Annotated in this window: 19 protein-coding genes; 7 read left to right on the forward strand and 12 right to left on the reverse strand. The window is 41.2% G+C overall.

Annotation, left to right across the window (positions count from 1 at the left end):
* Position 1: 1 nt before the first annotated feature.
* From sppA to yjjG, 6 genes are all read left to right on the forward strand, one after another.
* On the forward strand, positions 2–1,021 hold the full coding sequence (sppA, locus tag KPL72_RS04875) for a signal peptide peptidase SppA (protein ID WP_212915264.1): 1,020 nt from the start codon (positions 2–4) through the stop codon (positions 1,019–1,021).
* Between the two features lie 195 nt (positions 1,022–1,216).
* Complete coding sequence (locus tag KPL72_RS04880; RefSeq protein ID WP_219702040.1) at positions 1,217–1,981, forward strand: hypothetical protein; 765 nt, start codon at positions 1,217–1,219, stop codon at positions 1,979–1,981.
* 53 nt (positions 1,982–2,034) lie between these two features.
* Positions 2,035–2,949: a 50S ribosomal protein L3 N(5)-glutamine methyltransferase gene (gene prmB, locus KPL72_RS04885; protein WP_219702041.1), complete on the forward strand. Its 915-nt coding sequence runs from the start codon at positions 2,035–2,037 to the stop codon at positions 2,947–2,949.
* 3 nt (positions 2,950–2,952) lie between these two features.
* Positions 2,953–4,050 carry a chorismate synthase gene (gene aroC / locus KPL72_RS04890; protein ID WP_219702042.1) on the forward strand — a complete coding sequence of 366 codons (1,098 nt, stop codon included), beginning with the start codon at positions 2,953–2,955 and terminating at the stop codon, positions 4,048–4,050.
* 81 nt (positions 4,051–4,131) lie between these two features.
* Positions 4,132–4,692 (forward strand): inosine/xanthosine triphosphatase, encoded by a 561-nt coding sequence (yjjX, locus tag KPL72_RS04895; RefSeq protein ID WP_219702043.1) that lies wholly within the window; start codon positions 4,132–4,134, stop codon positions 4,690–4,692.
* Between the two features lie 33 nt (positions 4,693–4,725).
* Complete coding sequence (gene yjjG / locus KPL72_RS04900; RefSeq protein WP_212915269.1) at positions 4,726–5,406, forward strand: pyrimidine 5'-nucleotidase; 681 nt, start codon at positions 4,726–4,728, stop codon at positions 5,404–5,406.
* 103 nt (positions 5,407–5,509) lie between these two features.
* On the opposite strand, the gene KPL72_RS04905 is transcribed toward yjjG, so the two are convergent.
* Entirely contained in the window at positions 5,510–5,806 is a 297-nt protein-coding gene (locus KPL72_RS04905; RefSeq protein WP_212915270.1) for a hypothetical protein, read from the reverse strand.
* Positions 5,807–6,204: 398 nt separating this feature from the next.
* On the opposite strand from KPL72_RS04905, the gene KPL72_RS04910 reads away from it, so the two are divergent.
* On the forward strand, positions 6,205–6,954 hold the full coding sequence (locus KPL72_RS04910) for a bestrophin family protein (RefSeq protein ID WP_219702044.1): 750 nt from the start codon (positions 6,205–6,207) through the stop codon (positions 6,952–6,954).
* 98 nt (positions 6,955–7,052) lie between these two features.
* On the opposite strand, the gene KPL72_RS04915 is transcribed toward KPL72_RS04910, so the two are convergent.
* The 11 genes from KPL72_RS04915 to KPL72_RS04965 form a co-directional block, all read right to left on the reverse strand.
* Entirely contained in the window at positions 7,053–8,618 is a 1,566-nt protein-coding gene (locus KPL72_RS04915) for a sensor domain-containing diguanylate cyclase (protein WP_219702045.1), read from the reverse strand.
* Between the two features lie 112 nt (positions 8,619–8,730).
* On the reverse strand, positions 8,731–9,915 hold the full coding sequence (locus tag KPL72_RS04920) for an MFS transporter (protein ID WP_219702046.1): 1,185 nt from the start codon (positions 9,913–9,915) through the stop codon (positions 8,731–8,733).
* A gap of 257 nt (positions 9,916–10,172) precedes the next feature.
* Positions 10,173–12,758, reverse strand: coding sequence for a heavy metal translocating P-type ATPase (locus KPL72_RS04925; protein WP_219702047.1), 2,586 nt, complete (start codon positions 12,756–12,758; stop codon positions 10,173–10,175).
* A gap of 33 nt (positions 12,759–12,791) precedes the next feature.
* Positions 12,792–13,202, reverse strand: coding sequence for a MerR family transcriptional regulator (locus KPL72_RS04930; protein ID WP_212915274.1), 411 nt, complete (start codon positions 13,200–13,202; stop codon positions 12,792–12,794).
* Between the two features lie 161 nt (positions 13,203–13,363).
* Positions 13,364–14,653 carry an NAD(P)/FAD-dependent oxidoreductase gene (locus KPL72_RS04935; RefSeq protein WP_219702048.1) on the reverse strand — a complete coding sequence of 430 codons (1,290 nt, stop codon included), beginning with the start codon at positions 14,651–14,653 and terminating at the stop codon, positions 13,364–13,366.
* Between the two features lie 76 nt (positions 14,654–14,729).
* Positions 14,730–15,179 carry a YaiI/YqxD family protein gene (locus tag KPL72_RS04940; protein ID WP_219702049.1) on the reverse strand — a complete coding sequence of 150 codons (450 nt, stop codon included), beginning with the start codon at positions 15,177–15,179 and terminating at the stop codon, positions 14,730–14,732.
* A 116-nt stretch (positions 15,180–15,295) separates the two neighbouring features.
* Positions 15,296–16,945 carry an electron transfer flavoprotein-ubiquinone oxidoreductase gene (locus KPL72_RS04945; protein WP_212915277.1) on the reverse strand — a complete coding sequence of 550 codons (1,650 nt, stop codon included), beginning with the start codon at positions 16,943–16,945 and terminating at the stop codon, positions 15,296–15,298.
* 53 nt (positions 16,946–16,998) lie between these two features.
* Complete coding sequence (locus tag KPL72_RS04950) at positions 16,999–18,768, reverse strand: acyl-CoA dehydrogenase family protein (protein WP_219702050.1); 1,770 nt, start codon at positions 18,766–18,768, stop codon at positions 16,999–17,001.
* A gap of 140 nt (positions 18,769–18,908) precedes the next feature.
* A complete protein-coding gene (locus KPL72_RS04955; RefSeq protein WP_212915279.1) occupies positions 18,909–19,970 on the reverse strand; it encodes an AraC family transcriptional regulator in 1,062 nt (353 codons plus the stop codon).
* A gap of 112 nt (positions 19,971–20,082) precedes the next feature.
* Positions 20,083–20,436: a hypothetical protein gene (locus KPL72_RS04960; RefSeq protein ID WP_212915280.1), complete on the reverse strand. Its 354-nt coding sequence runs from the start codon at positions 20,434–20,436 to the stop codon at positions 20,083–20,085.
* Positions 20,437–20,497: 61 nt separating this feature from the next.
* Positions 20,498–20,926 carry a cytochrome b562 gene (locus KPL72_RS04965; protein ID WP_219702051.1) on the reverse strand — a complete coding sequence of 143 codons (429 nt, stop codon included), beginning with the start codon at positions 20,924–20,926 and terminating at the stop codon, positions 20,498–20,500.
* Positions 20,927–21,054: the final 128 nt, after the last annotated feature.

Consider the following 21,054-nt stretch of genomic DNA (forward strand, 5'->3'; position numbering starts at 1 on the left):
AATGAGCTGGACAGAAGACGAAGATCGCAAACAGTCGCTTAACGAAACCTCAAGCGAGCATGCACATACTGAGAAAAAGCCCGAAATAGAGACAACAGATCCAAATAAAGAGATTTGGTCCTTACTAGAAAAAACACTCAGCGAAAACCTTATTGAAAAACGTCGTGCTAGACGCTGGAGAATCTTCTTTCGTTTTACCACACTTGCCATCTTCTTAGCGGTAGTTGGTGGCTGGTTTGCAAAATCTAACTTTCAAGACGTTAGTTTAGAAAGTGATGTAGTTGCTATGATTCCAATGCGGGGCGTTATCGGTGCCGATAACGAGATTGAATCCTCTGAGTTTGTTAGCTTGCTTGATGCAGCTTACCAGAACTCTCGTCTCAAAGGTGTGGTCATTGAAATGAACAGCCCAGGCGGAAGTCCTGTTCATTCGGGCATTATTTACGATGCTATCCGCGCCAAAGAGCAAAACTATCCAGACATTCCAGTTCTAGTAGTTGTTGAAGATATGGCCGCTTCAGGTGGCTACTACATAGCGTCCGCCGCAAATGAAATCTACGCAGATAAAGCCAGCTTAGTTGGTTCTATTGGTGTTATTTCCTCCGGTTTTGATGCAAGTAATTTACTCGAAAAGATTGGTGTAGAGCGACGCACTTTTACGGCAGGTCGTAACAAAGCATTTCTTGATCCATTTGCTCCAATGACTGAAGAAGCAAAAGTAAAATGGCAGGCAGTACTAGATGAAACTCATCAACAGTTCATTAATGCAGTCAAAGAAGGCCGCGGCGATAGACTTGTTATTACGGATGATGTGTTCTCAGGTATGGTATTTACCGGTTCACAAGCAATTAAGATTGGTTTGATTGATGGCTTAGCAAGCGTAAACGAAATATTAGACTCACGCTTTCCCGATGCGGAGCCTGTTGTTTATGAGCCAAAACAAGATTCTTGGAAAGAGTTAGCCAAAGAGTTTGGTGTTGAAATGGCAACAAGAGTCATAAATACTACCAGCATTCAATAAACATCAGCTCGACATTAAGATCAGTTCAGTATCAGTAAGCTCCTACGGGAGCTTTTTTATTGTCTAAAATATACCAAAGCAAAAAATGAAAGCTGCAATAATTCCGCCATCTTGTTTTACAAAAAAGATAAGTTTGATAAAATAATTTCGTTATTTATTTAATTTAAATCTTAAACGACCAGTATAGGATGAACTATGGCTCGTAAAGCAAACATAGCAAGAGAAGAAATTCACCAAGCTTGCTGGGAGTTGATAGAAAAAAACAGCTTTCCAAATATTCCTCGTTTAACCGAATATTTCCTACAAAAGGACGGTCGGCGCTGCTCAAACACTACCTTCCTAAATGCGATCACTGACTGGGAAGAAGCCTACAAAGAACAGCAACAACATGAGTTAAGCGAACTCAATGATGTATTGCTTCCTGTCTTTAAACGTTTCTCAAGAGAAGTAACTCAAAATCTCGGAAAATTGCTCGATGAGAAATCATCCGAAATTGAGCAACACCAAATACTCAAGCAAGAAGCAACACAAAGCGGTTATCTATCTTTATCTTCAGCATTAATCGAATTACAAGCAGCACATGACTCATTAACGTCAGAGCACAAGAAAGTAAGTGACGAAGCAGAAACATTTAAACAGAAACTTGCATTCAGTGAACAAAGGTACCAAGAGGTGATTACTCAAAACGCAGTGCTGACCACCCAGATCAAACAAGAGCAAAAAGAAATCACCGAGCTCAGAATCAACCTTTCTCAAAAAGAAGTAGATCTTGCCAAGCAAGATAACCAGCTCATAAAGCTAGTTGAGGAAAATGCGAAACTAACAGCCACGCTAGACGAAGTTCAACATAACAAAACAAAAGAAGACGCGAAAAAGTGGCAAGAAATGACAAAAAAGCTCGATGCATTAACCAGCTCAGTGAAAACCATGCAACGCAAAGATAGAGGCACGAAACAATAACCGTTATAATGCGTCACTCGCCATACCCGCGCATTCATAATTAAGAAGAGAAGATGAGCTACAAACAATCAGCCGTTCGTGATTTATCCACCATCAAAGACTTCATTCGTTGGACCTTTAGCCGCTTTAAACAGGCCGACTTATTTTACGGTCATGGCACAGACAACCCATGGGATGAAGCCATTCATCTTGTTATGGGCGCATTAAAACTTCCACTCGACTTTGATCGTGATATGTTGGATTGCGCGCTGACCTACAATGAAAAGAAACATATTCTTAAGCTAGTGCAAACTCGCATAACCAAACGTGAGCCATTGCCTTACCTTCTAGGGGAAGCTTGGTTTATGGGACTACCGTTTAAAGTCACCAAAGACACATTGATTCCGCGCTCTCCGATTATTTCTCTATTAGAAAGCGAATTTGCACCTTGGCTTAAAAACTATCCGTTGAATATTTTAGATATGTGTACCGGATCTGGTTGCTTAGGCATTGCTGCTGCCTTAGTGTTTGAAGACGCAGAAGTCGATATTTCCGATATCAGTGAACCCGCATTATTAGTTGCCAATGAAAATATTGTCCGTCATCAAGTCGAAGAGCGAGTTCATGCCATTCATTCAGATATGTTTAAAAGCTTAGCGGGTAAAAAATACGATCTAATTATCTGCAATCCACCTTATGTGGATGCCGAAGATTTTAAAAATGCTCCAGCGGAATTCCATAATGAACCGGAATTAGCTTTAACATCAGGTGAAGATGGCCTCAATTTTACCCATGATTTTTTAGCCCAAGTCGCGCATTATCTGCAAGATGGCGGTATATTAGTATACGAAGTAGGAAACACCGAAATAGCCTTACAAGCTGCTTACCCGAACATTCCTTTTATGTGGGTCGAATTAGAGCAGGGTGGTAATGGTGTTTTTATCCTAACTAAAGAACAACTTAGCGAACTATTACAAGAGCAGAAATAAACTATGTCTGGTAATACATTTGGAACACTTTTTAAAGTCACCACGTTTGGTGAAAGTCATGGTCTTGCGCTTGGCGCCATTGTAGATGGTTGCCCTCCAGGCATTGAGCTGTGCGAAGCAGATTTACAGCGCGATTTGGATCTGCGTAAACCTGGTACATCGAAGCATACAACACAACGTCGTGAAGCTGACGAAGTCAAAATTATGTCTGGTGTATTTGAAGGCAAAACTACTGGCACACCAATTGGCTTAATAATAGAAAATACAGATCAACGCTCAAAAGATTACGGCAACATCGCAGACACTTTCCGTCCTGCTCATGCTGATTACACCTATGATCAAAAATACGGCTTCCGCGATTATCGTGGTGGCGGTCGTTCATCCGCTCGTGAAACCGCCATGCGTGTAGCTGCTGGCGCCATTGCAAAAAAATACTTGAAGCAACAATTTGGTATCGAAATCCAAGGTTTCTTGTCACAACTTGGTCCAATCAAACTAGAAGTCAAAGATTTAAGCCAAGTCTATGAAAACAGTTTTTTTAGCCCAGACCCCGATGCTATTCCGGAACTTGAGAAATATATGACTGCACTTCGTCGTGAAGGCGATTCTGTCGGTGCGAAAATCACGGTTATCGCTAAAAATGTGATGCCTGGTTTAGGAGCGCCTGTTTTTGATCGATTAGATGCTGATATTGCTAAAGCCATCATGAGCATCAACGCCGTCAAAGGGGTTGAAATTGGTGACGGTTTTGATGTTGTTGAGCAAAAAGGCAGCCAACACCGAGACGAAATGACGCCTGAAGGCTTTCTAAGTAATCACGCTGGCGGGGTATTGGGCGGTATTTCATCTGGACAAGATATTGTTGTTCACATGGCGCTAAAACCAACATCGAGCATCACTATCCCAGGCAAAAGTATCGACCGTGCTGGTAATCCAATAGAAGTGATTACCAAAGGTCGTCATGATCCTTGTGTAGGTATTCGCGCTACGCCCATAGCTGAAGCAATGCTAGCTTTGACCATTATGGATCATTTGCTAAGACATAGAGCGCAAAATGCCGACGTGGTTTGCCCAACGCCAATTATTAAAGGGCAAGCCTAGGCCTAGAGTAGACTAAATACCAAGCCGCTATTCACAACATAGCGGCTTTTTTTATTTTTTATTTTTGAAATTGAGGCGTAAATGACCATCAAACTAGGCTCTACTGTCATTCGAGTTTGTGTTGGATCAACTAATCCCGTCAAAGTAAATGCGGCAAGACAGGCTTTTTCGCAGGCATTCCCAAATCACATCATTCATTGTGAAGAGATGCATGCGCCGTCTGGTGTTGCTGATCAACCTATGACAGAAGCGGAAACTCGCCTTGGTGCACAAAACCGTGCCAGATATTGCTCCGAACATAGAACTAGTAACGATATGAACTTCTTTGTTGCCATGGAAGGTGGCGTCGATGAATTCGAGGAGGGCGCAGCGACCTTTGCTTATGTAGCTGTTTTAGCTAGCAATGGTGATTTAATGACAGGACGTTCAGCAAATTTACCTCTGCCAAATAAGGTTTATCAACGCTTGCAAGCAAACGAAGAATTAGGGCAAGTAATGGATGAGCTGTTTAATACCGATAACATCCGACAAAAAGGCGGCGCCATCGGCTTATTTACAAACCATGCAGCCACTAGAGAAAGCGTGTACACCCAAGCATTAGTGCTTGCGTTAGCGCCTGCAATTCATCCTGAACATTATTAATGTACATAAATTAAGAGCACAGAAGTAGAAACAATGAAATATAAATGGATCCTATTTGACGCCGACGAAACGCTTTTTCATTTCGATAATTTCGCAGGTTTAAAACACATGTTTGCCCGACATGGTGTCACTTTTGAAAAAGTTGAATACGATGAATACCAGGTTGTAAACAAACAGCTTTGGGTGGATTATCAAAATAATCAGATTAATGCAGAACAACTACAAACACGTCGTTTTAAATTATGGAGCGACAGACTAGCCATCAGCGCCAAAGAGCTTAACAAGCAATTTTTAGATTCCATGGCGGAAATCTGTAAGACATTACCAGGCGCGGTAGAACTCGTGTCGTATTTGCATGCAAACAATATCAAGATGGGCATAATCACCAATGGCTTTGTCCAGTTACAAGCAGTACGACTAGAGCGAACAGGTTTTTTACCATATTTCGCACCCGTGGTTACTTCAGAGTCCGTTGGTGTTGCTAAACCACACCCTAAAATATTCGAACATACTTTTGAACAAATGGGCTCACCAAACAAAGAACACGTACTTATGGTTGGCGATACCTTGGAGTCAGACATTTTAGGAGGAAACAACTTTGGCATTGATACATGCTGGCTTAACCATCACAACAAAGAGCATCCAAAAGAGATAACACCAACTCACCAAATCCGTTCACTGGTTGAGTTACAGAGTTGGTTAAATTCTAAATAGGGCATCTAGCTCTAAATAGCCCAGAATGCAGAAACCCCATATAAACTCAACAAAGTTTATATGGGGTTAACCGTAAGTATATTAGCTGAGTCGTCTTTATTACTTATTTTTTAGTAGCAGACAAATACTTATCTAAAGTTTCTTGGCTTGCGGATTTAACCGTCATACCGTCTGGGCCAGCACCGATATTTGTATACTGTTTGGCAGGCTCACCATGTTCTTTAAAGAACTCTAATTCCTTAGAACCTTCCTCAAAAACCCAAAGGCGTCCATCTTCAACTTTTGTAGTGAATCCATCGACATCGTATTTTGAAGCAGCAGATGTGTCAGAAGACATTGAAGAGCAAGCGCTAAGAGATCCAGCAAGCAAAGCAGCGATAATCAGTTTGTTTTTGTTCATAAGAATACCTATACAAAAGTAGATTGTTTAAAAGTTAAAAACTCATAATGAAAGAATTGCGTTACAAAAAAATGACGAAACGATTTAACGAGCTATTTTTTTGCACAATTTAGAAATATGCCACTTAATAGGATTAGAATAACATTCACTATTTCCGATAAATGTTATTATCGGAAATAGCATAAATATATGTTTTATACGCATAATGACTATTTTTAGCTAATGATTACTAATGCTTGGAACCCATGATCGCTGGTTCTATCATTCGCGAGCCAACTCATCCTTCTATTGAAATGCTAAACAATCATCTCTCTGAATGTTTATTCTGAGTAAATTCAGCAAGTCTTGGCCTGACAAATAACTTTTTTATTAAATGTATCTTACTCTTAGGCTTTCCTATGATTGTTCGCCCAAATCCAAATTGGATAGTTATACTTACGACGCTTAAAGGCTCGATTGCCAAACGCATAGCTTTACGTGTGTTGTTAATTACCGTTTTTGCCTCGCTCATTGTTCTGTTAGAAAAAACATATCCAGAGTCATTCGAGAATGTTAGCTCCATCCCGTTTACTCTTTTAGGTTTATCACTGTCCATTTTCATGAGCTTCAGGAACAGTTCATGTTATGACCGATGGTGGGAAGGCAGAAAAATGTGGGGGAAAATCATTATTGATGATAAGCTCACTTTTATCGATAATCCTGCAGATACAATTTTAAGCAAGATAGGTGAAAAATGCTCAAAACTAGCTTCCGCTGGTGTTATAAGTGAATGGCGCTATTTAGAACTTGAAAGACGCTTAATAGGATTATCTGAAGCTCAGGCCAACTGTGAAAGAATCAAAAATACACCACTACCATTCCCATATACACTTCTATTACATAGAACAACATTCGTTTTTTGCTTACTGTTACCATTTGCAATGGCTGAGCCGCTAGGTTGGCTAGCACCTATATTTACGACAATAGTCAGCTATACGTTCTTTGGATTAGATGCAATTGGCAATGAATTAGAAGATCCGTTTGGCAATGATGTAAATGACTTACCAACCGATTCGATGGTTCGAATCATTGAGCGAGATGCTCATAGAGCCCTTGGAAAAATTGATCTACCGCCTCAAATCAAACCTAATGATCACGTTTTGAGCTGATTGTATATCTACTAAACTGGTATTTGAGATTAGATAAAAAAAGGGTGTCTATGAATTACCATAAACACCCTCTTCCTAAAAATCCAATACCGTTTAGATCATGCGATAATACAGCGATTTCTACCTTGTTCTTTAGCCTGATAAAGTGCTTTATCCGCTAATGAAAGCGTTTTCTCTATGCTGATACCGTCTGATATTGACCACGTTGAAATACCAATTGAAACCGTAATGTTTCCAACGACGTCAAATATTTCATCAGAAATTGCGACACGTAACCGCTCTGCTATTATAAAAGCATCCTCTAAAGAAGTTTGCTTCAATAACAACACAAATTCTTCACCGCCAGTTCTGGCAACCATGTCGCCATCTCTACAAAACCGGTTCAATATTTGCGTTTGTTGCTTAAGAACATCATCGCCCACACTATGACCATAGCTATCATTGATACGCTTAAAATAATCAATATCCAAGGCTAAAATTGAAAAAGGCATTTCAAGTAAGGCTAACTGCTTTAGTTTAAACTCAAAAGCTCTGCGGTTATTTGCACCAGTCAATGGGTCGGTTTCGGCATCTCGCTTAAGCTCCCCAATCTGATTATGGATAAGCTTTACACCACTCAACATGGCTTTTTTAAGACCTAAACTTTCCACGTACCAAGAGTCGATACTTTCTATGTCTTCATTCACAGTTGGACTATCAAGTGATCTCGCTCTATCAGCTAACTGCTGAAGAGGTCGAGAAATGGCTCGGGCAAATAGCCAAATAAATAGAAAAACGGCTAAAGCCATGGGCAAAGTGCGTAAAATAACTTTTTCCATAATGCCTGTTAAAGGCACTAATGTGGACTCTAAAGGACTCTGTGTAACGACAATCCAGCCAGTACTAGGAATAGTTGAGAAACCTGCCAACATATCAATCCCTCTACTGTTGGTCAGTAACAACCCTCCTTCTTTTTTGGCGACAATTTCATCAACACCATCATTTTCGGCGACAAATGAACCAATTCGATCTTTTTCAGGGTGATAAAGGACCTGCTTGTCTTGGTCTATCACATAGATATAAGAGCCATTTTTGTAATTATGTTCACCCAATATCTCGCTCAAAATATTAGGGCTTTTTAAATAGATAGACCCACCGAGAAAACCCAAATAATTTCCTTGAAAATCAAATACAGGAGCAGAAAGAAAAACAATCAAATTCTTTAGAGTAGAAAGATATGGACTACTAATAAGTAGCGTTTTTTCCTCTATAGCTTCTAAACTACCGGCAGAGGTAAGCCGTCTTCCGACTAAATCCAGAGTCTCTGGTGAAGCCGCTTGAGTTAGACCTGATGCATCACTAATGACCACAGAATTAAAACTATCAGTTTGGAATTTGAGCCTATTGGCCTCTTCCTTTAAGCGTTCTTCATTGTTCATTTTGTCAAACAGTGAGTTTGCCGCATAAACAAGTTGCTGCTTGGAAGAAGTAATGAACACCTCTGTCGTATCAGATAATTTACTGGCATAGGCTCTATTAACTTCTATTGTTTGCTGTATCAATTGCGCTTTTTGAACTTCGTAATTCGAATAAAAGCTATTTACAAAGGTTAAAACAGTGGCGGTTAGCGCTAAAAATAAAATAAGTCGATTGAGTTTTAGGAATTTACTTTTTAATGTGGTCAAACTGTACATCCATTACATTGGTTTAAGTCTGCGAGCGAATTACTCATACTACGCTTGAAGTTATAGCATAAAAAAAGAGGCACGTTCAGCACCTCTTTTCCGCTATAACATTTTAAACAGACTTTTCTTCTAGATTATCTTTAGTGATATTGTTAGGTTTACGGTGATTTAACCAAACCATAATTAATGCAATGAAAGACAGCGCTGCGGCAGCGCTCGGAATCCAATCAAAGCTAAAGCCGATGCTGATAACCAATCCGCCTAGAGCTGCTCCTAAAGCATTTCCTAAGTTAAATGCGCCAATATTTATAGACGAAGCTAAACCTGGAGCTTGATCCGCAATTTTCATAACTTGCATTTGTAACGGTGGCCCGCTACCGAATATCACCACGCCCCATAATAAGGTTGTTAAGCCTGCACCAATTAGCGTTGTCGAGGTAAAACGAAACATTAACAAAACCAATACCTGTAAGCCAAGAAAGACAAACAAGGCTAAATCTGGTGACTTATCGGTAATCTTACCACTAATATAATTTCCTAAGGTAAAGCCAATACCAACCAACATCAGCATGGTTGCGATGGCGTTATCAGATGCTTGTGCCAATGTCTGCATGATCGGCGCAATGTAGGTATAAAGCGTAAACATCGAACCTGCACACATCACCGTAGTTGCAAAAGCTCTCAGCGCAGCAGGTTGTATGATGGCTTTTAGCTCTGTTTTTACATCAGGCTTTTCTGCCCGCGGCATAACGGGCAAGCTGCGGCTAATACCGAAGAAAGCGACAACGCCTAATATCGCGGTCACCGCAAATGATATTCGCCAATCAAAAGTTTGCCCCAACCAAGTGGTAATAGGAACACCAACAATGTTAGCAATGGTTAAACCCAAAAAGATCGACGCCACCGCAGACCCTTTTTTATGAAAAGGCGCTAGATTCATAGCAACAACGGCACCAATACCGAAAAAAGCACCGTGAGAAAGACTGGTAATAATTCGCGAAAATAAGAAAGTCTCGTAGTTCACAGAAATAGCAGAAAGTATGTTACCAACGACGAAAACCACCATTAACGCTAGCAAAGAGGTTTTATGGCTATAACGCGTTAAATATAAGGTGATTAATGGCGCACCTATCATGACACCGACAGCATAGGCACTAATCAATAAACCCGCAGCCGGAATGGATGCATTCACGCCATCAGCAATAACTGGTAACAAGCCCATGGGCATGAATTCAGTTGTCCCTATTCCGAAAGTACCCAGGGCAATGGCAAAAATACCCCACTGATAAGCAAGCATAAAAGCTCCGATATTTGATTCAAGATTAATAAACAAGAGTGACGATTTAAGATTGAAAACGAAATAAGCCAAGAGCTTGTGCTCTTGGCTTATTGATCTTTGAGGTTATTTTACAACACTTACTGAGCCATTGCTTATTGAAAGATGCCTTTACTTATTCTCGCTGTGCTTTTTAGTCTGCTTCTGGTGGGTTGGCCACCAAAACCAATAGACAACAAATAGGATTAGCAAAACACCTAGAACATTAATGAGTACGCTCATTTAACCTCCTCAGTACTTTCTAGATTAGAGCGAGAAATACGGAACCATCTAAGTCGATTAGCATTAGTGACAACCGTTACAGACGAGAGGGCCATTGCAGCACCAGCAATAACTGGACTCAACAACCATCCCGTAAACGGAAATAAAATCCCTGCTGCAATAGGAATACCTAAACTGTTATAAGCAAATGCCCCCCATAAATTTTGTTTGATATTCCTTAACGTAGCGGTACTTATCTGAATAACATCTGCGACGCCGTTTAAGTCATTATGGATCAAAGTGATATCTGCGCTTTCCATGGCAACGTCGGTTCCTGCTCCCATCGCAAAGCCCACATCCGCCTGGGCTAAAGCTGGCGCATCGTTAATGCCATCACCAATCATTCCAACCACTTCACCTTGAGACTGAAGTTTCTTAACCCAGTTCAGTTTATCGTCTGGCATCAGTTGCGCATGATAATCTTCAATACCTACCATGTTGGCAACTGAAGCAGCCGTTTCTGGGTTGTCGCCAGTCAGCATGACAACTTTGAGGCCTTGTTGTTTGAAGTTCGAAATAGCCGATTTGACGCCTTTCTTAATGGGATCTTCAATATAAAAAACAGCCATTAACGCTGCTTCATCCGAGAAATAGACACGGGTTGCTGTATTATGCAGATCATCTGTAGCGAGCAAGTCTATAGAGATGCCCTTTTCTTTCATCAGGCGCTCATTACCAAGATAATAAGCCTTCCCTTCAATACTGCCTTTCACGCCCAAACCAGCAAGTGACTCAAACTCCTCCAAAGTAACATTTTCTTTTTTTTCAGTCTTTGTCTGGCAATGTTCTAATAAAGCATCCGCCAAAGGATGATTGGCTCGCGACTCTAGAGCTGAAACGATTTTTGCAACCAAATCTTCATGAGCTTGCTCACTTAATATTTCATTAACGACCTTCGGTTTGCCTTCTGTAATCGTTCCCGTCTTATCCAGCACAACAACAGTCAATTCACTCGCTCTTTGTAAGGCTTCACCGTTACGAATAAGACCACCATATTCTGCAGCTTTACCTATCCCTATCATGGTAGAAATAGGTGTCGCCAATCCTAAAGCACAAGGACAAGCGATTATCAGCACCGATATAGTTGTTACCAACATATAAGAGAAAACAGATTCGTTGCCAAGATTAAACCAAGCAAGCGCTGTTAAAATGGCGATAATAACCACGCTTGGTACAAAGATAGAAGATACTTTATCGGCTAACACACTAATGGGTGGTTTGGAGTTTTGCGCCTTACCAACCATGGCGATAATCTGTGCGAGTAACGTATCCGAGCCAATGCGAGTCGCTTTAAATAGCAAACTACCTTGTCCGTTTACCGTTCCTGCGGATAACAAGCTGCCTGCGTTTTTTTCTATTGGCGCAGCTTCACCTGTCAGCATAGATTCGTTTACTGTTGAAAGGCCTTCTAAAACTTCTCCATCAACAGGAATCTTATCACCAGAACGAACTCTCAAGATGTCATTCACCTTGATATCTGTCACGCTAATACGAGACTCTGTAACTCCATCTACTCGAGTGGCCATTTTAGGACGTAGGTCTAAAAGTCGATGTAAGACTTGGCTTGTTTTACGACGCGCTCTAAGCTCTAACGCTTGACCAAGGTTGATTAAACCAATGATCATCACGGCTGCTTCAAAATATAAGTGGCGAGCGCTATCTGGCAACCAACTTATTGGAGCCAACACAACCAACATGGAATATAACCAAGCGCTACCAGTACCCAAAGCGATTAATAAATCCATGTTAGCCTGATGGCTGGTAAAGGCTTTCCATGCACCACGGAAATAATGTTTACCCGCACTCACCATAATCAACAGTGTTGCAACACCAACCACAAACCAGATCATCCTTTCGATGAGCGAGCTCACCATCATATTTCCGCCAAACAGGCCATACAGCATCAAGGGAATTCCTAAGCCTAAACCCAGCGCTGACGATTTACATTTATGATGATATTCCGCTAGTTCTCTTTCGCCCCGCTCTTCTTCGCTTTTTTCTGCATCAAGAATAAGACTTGCTTGATAACCTGAATCCTCCACCGCTTTGATTAATGCGTCCGAAGAACCTTTGGTGATGACTTGCGCAGTATGGTTAGCGAAGTTAACGTCGGCGGAAACAACATCGGCAGAATTCGACAGTGCCTTTTGTACCGTATTTACGCAACCAGCACAGGTCATTCCACCAATAGAAAATTGGTAGCTGAATGAACTATCTATTTTGTCTGTACTGTCTTGTTCTTTGCTTACTGTGTTTGCTTCGTTGGATTCTTGCCCATTATTTGATTGAGCAAGCTCACTATCATCAAACAAGCCTAATGATTTATATCCGGCTTTCTGGACACTAGCTTCAATAGCAGCTAAGTCCAAATCCGATGTAACCACTAATTTATGCTCTTTCGGCATACCTTCGATGGTCGCTTCAGGACTTTTTTTTTGAATGAGTTTGCGAACTTTTGACACACAACCTTGGCAAGACATGCCAGTAACATTTAACGTTAGCCTTATCATTTGATCAGCTGGTTTTGGTTCTGGATACGTCATTTCTACCCTCCTCTTATATAGCTATTGATCGCCTTACTTGGCATCTTCCCAGTCTTCAATCAAACAGCAGATTGAATGCCCATCAGGTGCACCATTTGGCATATTTTCCCAAGCTGCTAACGCGTCTTCCATTTTGACTAAATGCGCCTGTAGTTGAGCTATCTTTAATTTTGTTTCAGGAACTTTCTTTTCCAACAAATCGCGAACCATAGGACAAGGTGAATCACCACTGTCAGATTGATGAAAAATCTCCTCAATTTGTTTTAAGCTAAAACCTAAATCACTGGCTTGGCGAATGAAATTTAGTCGCTGTAATGCCACTTTATCGTATAGCTGATAACCATTGTTTGGGTTTCGCTCTGCGTTGATCAGCCCAAGCCTAGTGTAGTGACGAACTGTTTCAGCTGTCACATTAGCTTTTTTTGCTAGTTCACTCACTCGCATAGAAACTCCTTTGAAATATCTAAACTGTAACCTTAGTGTAAAACCTATGGGTAGCACATAGGTCAAGCTTTAGCACAATAATCGCCAGACCAGATATTTGAAGCCAAAAAAAACCGAGTTCATAATGACTCGGTTTCTATGTTGCTTATGTAAGCTAGAGATTAATGTAGTTTCAGCTTTGGCTTAACAACCTTGCCGATCTTTTGCGCAGCCATGATTACTGTTGCTTTAAACCAGCCATGTATCGCAATAAGGTGAAGCCGATATAGAGACACATAAACGAAACGAGCAATGCGGCCTTCTATAAACATAGAGCCCCCCATGAGATTACCCATTAAGTTCCCCACTGTGCTGTAACGGCTCAGGTTAACCAAGGACCCATAATCTTTGTAAGTATATTCTTTCAATGGCTCACTCAAGAAAGACGCCTTAATATTTTCAAAGACTAACGATGCCATTTGGTGAGCAGACTGGGCCCTAGGTGGAACAAAAGAACCATCAGCTTGTTTGCAAGCACAACAGTCGCCAATGACATAAATATTTTCAAACCCTGTTGTCTGTAATGTCCCTTTAACCAATATCTGGTTGTTTCTTGTGGTTTCGAAGCCTTCAATCTTGGCAACAAAATCGGGTGCTTTTACACCAGCTGCCCAAATCATTAAATCTGCTTCAATATTTTTCTCATCCGCTGTTTGAAAACCGCCATCATAAGCACGTACAACGCGTGTACTTTGACTAACAGTAACGCCTAAACGGATCAGCTCTTTCGTTGCTAATGAAGCAATTCGATCTGGCAAAGCCGCTAAAATTCGTGGGCCAGCTTCGATAAGTTGAATATTGACTCGTTTACCAGACATTTCCGGCATGCCGTAAGCTTTAAGCATATCAGCCACATGGAACAACTCTGCAGACAATTCAACGCCCGTTGCGCCACCACCAACAATGGCTAGCTTTAACTTGGCATCCGTTCCTTCCTGGTGAACACGTAAGAACTGATTTAAAAGCGCCTGCTGGAAACGTTCCGCTTGTTTATGAGAGTCTAGGAAATAGCAGTGTTCTAAGACACCAGGTGTACCAAAATCGTTACTCACACTCCCTACTGCCATGACGAGAATATCATAAGAAATAGAGCGTTCAGGAAGAACAATGTGACCCATATCATCAGAAAGAGAATCCAACGTTAAAGTACGCGCTTCAGGATCAACTCCCATCAAAGTACCTAATTGAAACTGATAGTGGTGTTTAGCGGCATGGGCTCTGTAGTTGACGCCGTCGTTATTGATATCTAGAGAGCCGGTTGCCACCTCATGTAACAGAGGCTTCCAAATATGTGTCTGGCTTCTATCAATAAGTACGATCTCTGCTTGGCGTTTTTTACCAAAGCTATGCCCTAGCTTAGTAACCAATTCCAAACCACCGGCACCACCGCCAACAACCACGATTTTTTTCATATAAAATCACCTATAAACATTGAATAATCTGGAAAGTATTCATCAAACACTTTCCAGATTCCTCAATAGGAAACCTTTACTTGATTCTTTGTGCCAGTAACTTATCCAACGTATTGGCAAAAGCCATTCTGTCTTGTTGACTAAACACCGCAGGGCCACCCGTCTGAATACCAGAAGAACGCATTTGCTCCATGAAGTCTCGCATACTCAAGCGCTGTTTAATATTTTCTTTTGTATAAAGTTCACCACGTGGGTTAATTGCTAAGGCGCCTTTTTTGATCACATCTGATGCCAAAGGAATATCTGCAGTGATTACCAAATCTTGAGTATCAATATTATCGACAATGTAATTATCCGCGACATCGAAGCCAGAACTTACCACACGGCGTTCGATCCATTTTGATGGGGGAATAGAAATGGCTTGATTGGCTACCAAAATGCAGGAGATTTCAAGACGTTCAGCAGCACGAAAAAGAATGGTTTTAATAACATTTGGACAGGCGTCAGCATCGACCCACAAGCGCATAGGATTCCCCTTTTTGTAGGGCACTATTATTAATCAGTCAAAAAGTGAAATCCAGTAATGAATAAGAACAAACGGAGCACATATAAGTGATCCGTTTACTCTAACACTTTGTGCTACTACATATTTGGGTAGTTTGGTCCACCAGAACCTTCTGGTGTTACCCATGTGATATTTTGTGCAGGGTCTTTAATGTCACAAGTTTTACAATGAATACAGTTTTGTGAGTTTATCTGAAAAATGGATTCATTATTGGACTCAACAACTTCATATACACCCGCTGGACAGTACCGTTGAGCAGGCTCATTGTATTTAGGTAGGTTGCTTTGGATCGGAATAGCCGCATCTTTTAATTGCAAATGACACGGTTGATTTTCTTCATGATTAGTATTCGACAAAAATACAGAAGACAGCTTATCAAAGCTTAATAATCCATCTGGTTTTTTATACTTTGGAGCCACATGTTTTTCAGCTAGCTCCATGCATGCATAGTCGGGTGTCATATCATTAAATGTGAATGGCAAGCCGCCTGAAAAAACATTTTGATCCAACCAGTTATAAGCGCCTCCCCAGAAAGTACCAAACTTATGCATCACAGGTACAAAGTTACGTGCTTGCTGTAATTCTTTTCCTAACCAAGAATTACGCATAGCGTCATTAAATTGAACCAGATCTGCTGCAGGCGCTTCTGACTGTAGTGCATCATAAATGCTTTCTGCCGCTAACATCCCGCTCTTCATTGCGGTGTGAGTACCTTTGATTTTGGCAGGGTTTAACGTACCGGCATCACAGCCAATCAGCAAACCACCTGGGAAACTCATTTTAGGCAACGAGGCCCAGCCACCTTTTGCAATTGCCCTAGCGCCATAAGAAACGCGTTTTGCGCCTTTCAAATGCTCAGAAATAACAGGATGGTGCTTGTATTTCTGGAATTCCTCATAAGGACTTAGGTATGGGTTTTTATAGTTTAAGTCGACAATGAGACCAACCACTACCTGATTACTTTCTAAATGATATAAAAAACCGCCGCCTCCGGCTTCATTGCCTAACGGCCAACCAGCAGTATGAATAACGGTGCCCGGTTTGCTTTGAGATTCAGGAACATCCCACAGCTCTTTTATACCAAGACCATAATGTTGAGGAGCCTTATCTTTATCCAACTCAAAACGAGCAAGAAGCTCTTTGCCTAAATGGCCACGACAACCTTCAGAAAAAATGGTGTATTTAGCCTTGAGTAACATGCCCGGCATAAAGCCATCTTTTTCAGAGCCATCAGCCGCTAAACCCATATCTCCCGTAATAACACCTTCCACATTGCCTTTATCATCATAAGCAACATGCGCTGCAGAAAAACCAGGAAAGACTTCTACACCCAAAGATTCAGCTTGCTCTGCAAGCCAGCGACATAGGTTGCCAAGGCTAATAATATAATTGCCATCGTTATGTAGTGTCTTTGGAATCATCCAATTACTGAATTTTTTCGAAGCACTCTCTGAGCCTAGCCAATGAAGTTCGTCAACGTTTACTTTTGTATTTAATGGCGCATCCATTTCTTGCCATTCAGGAAAAAGCTCAGCTAAGGCTTTTGAATCAACTACGGCACCAGATAATATGTGCGCTCCAATTTCAGAGCCTTTTTCAACCAAACAAACGCTGATTTCTTTTTCTTCATCCTGCGCTTTTTGCATAATACGGCAGGCTGCAGATAACCCAGCTGGACCACCGCCGACAATTAAAACATCAAATTCCATTACTTCTCTATCTGACATGTTGCCTCCCATTATTATTGTTTAGGGCATTCTTTATGGTCATAAAATACTTTTTATCGATTGAAAGCATTTTTGTTTAGATTGTCAACAGTTGTTGACCCAAACATTATTGAATAAACATGGCCCAAAGCACGTGGCAAAACATGATCGCAATAAAATGCGACAGAATGCTCCCAAGAATTTTTCTGCGATTCATTCAATTTTTCATCATCCTGTGCGGCGTGTAATGCTCTTACTTGCAACCACGCGCCAATCAAATATCCCATTAGCATCATATAAGAATACGCTAAGCCCGTACCTAAGACAGGATTTTTTTCCATTGCGGCCAAACAGCTTGCTGTTGCTTGTTTAGCCTGCTCAAGTACAGGTTTTATTTTATCAGCATGAATACAAACATTAGGTTGCTGCCAAGAATGAAGCTCAGTTTCTATATCTGCCAACAGCAAGGTCATTGACTGGCCTTTATCGGCATACAATTTACGACCAATCAAATCAATTGCTTGTATGCCATTTGTACCTTCATAAATTGGTAGAATTCGTGCATCACGTGCGTGCTGAGCAACACCAGTTTCTTCAATAAATCCCATACCACCGTGTACTTGAACCGCTAAAGAAGTGATTTCTTGAGCTTGCTCAGTGATCCATCCCTTAACAATCGGAGTATAAAGAGCGGTTCGAGCGATGGCGTGTTTTTGATCATCTCCTGAAGCAAGGTGTGACATGTCATTTTCAACCGCTGCCACATAAATAAGAGAGCGCATGGCATCTATTTGCGACTTCATCGTCATCAGCATACGCAATACATCAGGATGCTCGATGATAGCGGCACGACCTGTTCGCTCAGCATTCATGCCCTGCTTACGTTCTTGAGCATAGGTTAACGCTTGTTGATAAGCTCGCTCTGATATAGCTAACCCTTGCAAGCCGACACCCTGTCTTGCATTGTTCATCATGGTGAACATGGCTTTGATGCCTTCGTTTTCTTGACCCACAAGATAGCCAACCGCACCTTCTTTATCACCAAAGCTCATCACACAAGTTGGTGACGCATGGATGCCCATTTTATGTTCAACAGAAACCACATGAACATCATTACGCTGAGCAGGCTCACCTTGGTCATCTAAAAGGAATTTTGGAACGATAAACAGAGAAATACCTTTCACACCATCAGGTGCATTTGGTAGACGAGCTAATACCAAATGAATGATGTTGTCACTCATTTGGTGATCACCCCACGTGATAAATATTTTTTGCCCTTTGATACGAAATACGTCGCCATCAGGTGTGGCCTTACAAGCAATGGCGGCGAGATCAGAACCTGCAGCAGGCTCAGTTAAGTTCATTGTGCCGGCCCATTCGCCAGCCAACATTTTTGGAAGGTAAAGGCTCTTTAGCTCATCATTGGCATGCAAGCTAATCGCCTCGATTGCCCCTAGACTTAGCAAAGGACATAGGGAAAAAGCTAGGTTAGCCGCTTGAACGCCTTCGTTAACAGCCGTTGCGACATAAGAAGGAAGGCCTTGTCCGCCGTATTCTGGGTCGCCAGATAGGCCGATCCAGCCACCTTCTGAATACGCCTTGAAAGCCTCTTTAAAGCCCTTAGCCTCAATAACCTCGCCATTCTCTACCCGAGAGCCTTCTTTGTCACCACTGGCATTGATAGGCGCGATAACTTGCTCAGCTAATTTACCAGCCTCCCCAAGAATCGCCTCTAATAGATCGTTATCGACAGCATCTTCTAAATAAGGTGTAAGGCGCTCAGTTTTAGCAACGGAACGTAAGCTGAATAAAATGTCATTGATTGGATATAGGTATTCGCTCATTTTTTATTCTCCGGTTAGTTATCCGAGCGGATTTATGCCTATAGGATGGAAAAATAAAGTAAATCTCTCAATAACAATTCAGGCCTATATTTCTGACAAATACATTCACGGCATAAAATAAAAAGCGTTAAAGGTATAATTTATAGGCGTTTCATTGCTTTGCCAAACTTTAAGTATTCCTCACTTTTTCGATATTCGCCTGGCGTCATCCCCGTCCATTTTTTAAAAGAACGGAAAAAAGCACTAGGTTCATCAAATCCCATTAACGCGGCGATATCGTTGATACTGAGTTGAGGCGCGTTCATATAAGTAATCGCCGCTTCTTTACGACAGTCATCTTTGATGTTCTGGTAGGAGGTTTTTTCGTCATTTAGACGTCGTCGCAATGTGGATACACTCATATTAAGCGCACTCGCTACTTCATCCGCACTCGGCATTTCTCGGGAGAAATCCTTTCCTAGCATAGCCATGACTTGTGATTTCAAACTGTTGTCATTTTCAACCATCACCAACAACTGGTATGGCGCGGTTTTTAAAAAGCCTCTTAAACTGTCTTCTGTTTGCACAATAGGCATATCAAGATAACTGGCAGGAAATACTAAAGCGTTGGCGTGTTGGTTGAATTTAACCTCGGATTGGAAAAGAGTTTTATAATATTCAACATCGTCTGGTCGCTCACTGGTGAAGTAAGCCGCTTTCAAATTTAATCGACGACCAATTAACCAACAAATAAAATGATGCCACATAGAAAGGGTTGTTCTTAGCTGCTCTTTTGACTCAGGCACAACCAGCTCGCTGATATTTTCTTCAGAAGAGTCCAAAGGTGCAAAGGTCACCATGGCGAAACGACCTTTTTTAATCAACACAGGCTTAACCGTTGGACCTCGGCAAATTTCATAGAAATCACTGCAGCGATACAAAGCATGAGCAAGGCTTCGTGCATGTATGATACAAAGACACATCATTCTGAACGTACCATTTGGCACTTTACCACCGCTCAGCATCCCAAATGACTCATCTTGCATAAGCCACATAATTTTCTGATAAAGCATACCGTACCGATAAGCGGGAAATGAATCACTCTGTTCTATTTCATCTTGTGTTAGTTCTAAACTCTCTAACACTGACTGACGGTCTAATCCTTGACCTTCAACTGCTTTTAAAAGATAGCGAACACTCGACATCGGAACAGAAGCTTTCACACTTATCACCTATCTATCAGATTACCCTAGTTAATATTTTTTATTCTAGGGTGCTTTTTTAGCATAAAAAAAGGCTGCATCAGCAGCCTTTTTTTATTTTACGTTTATTTACTTACTTTTGCTCAGTAAAGGCAGACAACAATTCGTCTAGTGACAGATCTTCACTATCCGTATCGATGTTGTTAGCGTTTTCCATAGCTTCCGCTTGCTCTGCTTTTTCATCAACAGGTTTTACGAAAACAAAACGACGAGGACGCACAGGTGCTGCCCCAGCTTCTTTTTCTGGAAGCAATCCTAATCGTTCAAGTTTTTTGTGCGCTTGTTCTTTGCGTTCCTTGGATTTTTTAGTTACAAAACGGCGAGTTGGTGAGGATTTACGAGCTTTGTTTTGCTCTTTCATCATCTCTTTTGAACCAGTTTTTCCAAGTTTGCCACGCATACTGCGCGATTTTTTAACACGAGCCATAATATCCTCTCTTTATCGCGCGCATTGTAGCAGTGAATTCATGCTAGGTCATCCAGCAGAACTAGCAATTTGCTTTAAAAGAACTGTGACCAGTTTTTCTTTGGTTGCCCATCGCACCAAGCAACTCTTTCACTTTAGAGGAATCACCAGACTGCAATGCCACCTCTAGATCTTTCAGTACCACGATAGTGCCATCAACCACTTTCGTGTATTCTGCTTTTTGATCTTTTAATTCATTGCCTTGCAAGTTTTCAGCCGTGAATTTATAAGGTGTTTCAGTACGTGCCTTCTCGAAGTACGTAATCAAGGTATTTGCTCGTTTAGCAGCAGATTCATTGTCACCAGACTTTACATCTGAGGACATGGAGCGCATCTCATCTTTGATATGCTCCATGTAGCTATGCAACGTAGTATCATCACATGAAGCAGCAAATAAAGTAGATGAGCAAGAAATAGAAATAATTGCAGCAGTAAGAAGACCTTTTTTCATAAATACACCTTTCATCCAAAATATTTTAAAAATGAGGCTTAACGACTCGCATAAAAACAATTCACTTAAAATAACATGCTCGTTGAAAAAAACACCTACTATATTGTAATCGTTATAACTACTTTAAC

The organism is Marinomonas lutimaris (assembly GCF_019426345.1).
GTDB lineage: Bacteria > Pseudomonadota > Gammaproteobacteria > Pseudomonadales > Marinomonadaceae > Marinomonas > Marinomonas lutimaris.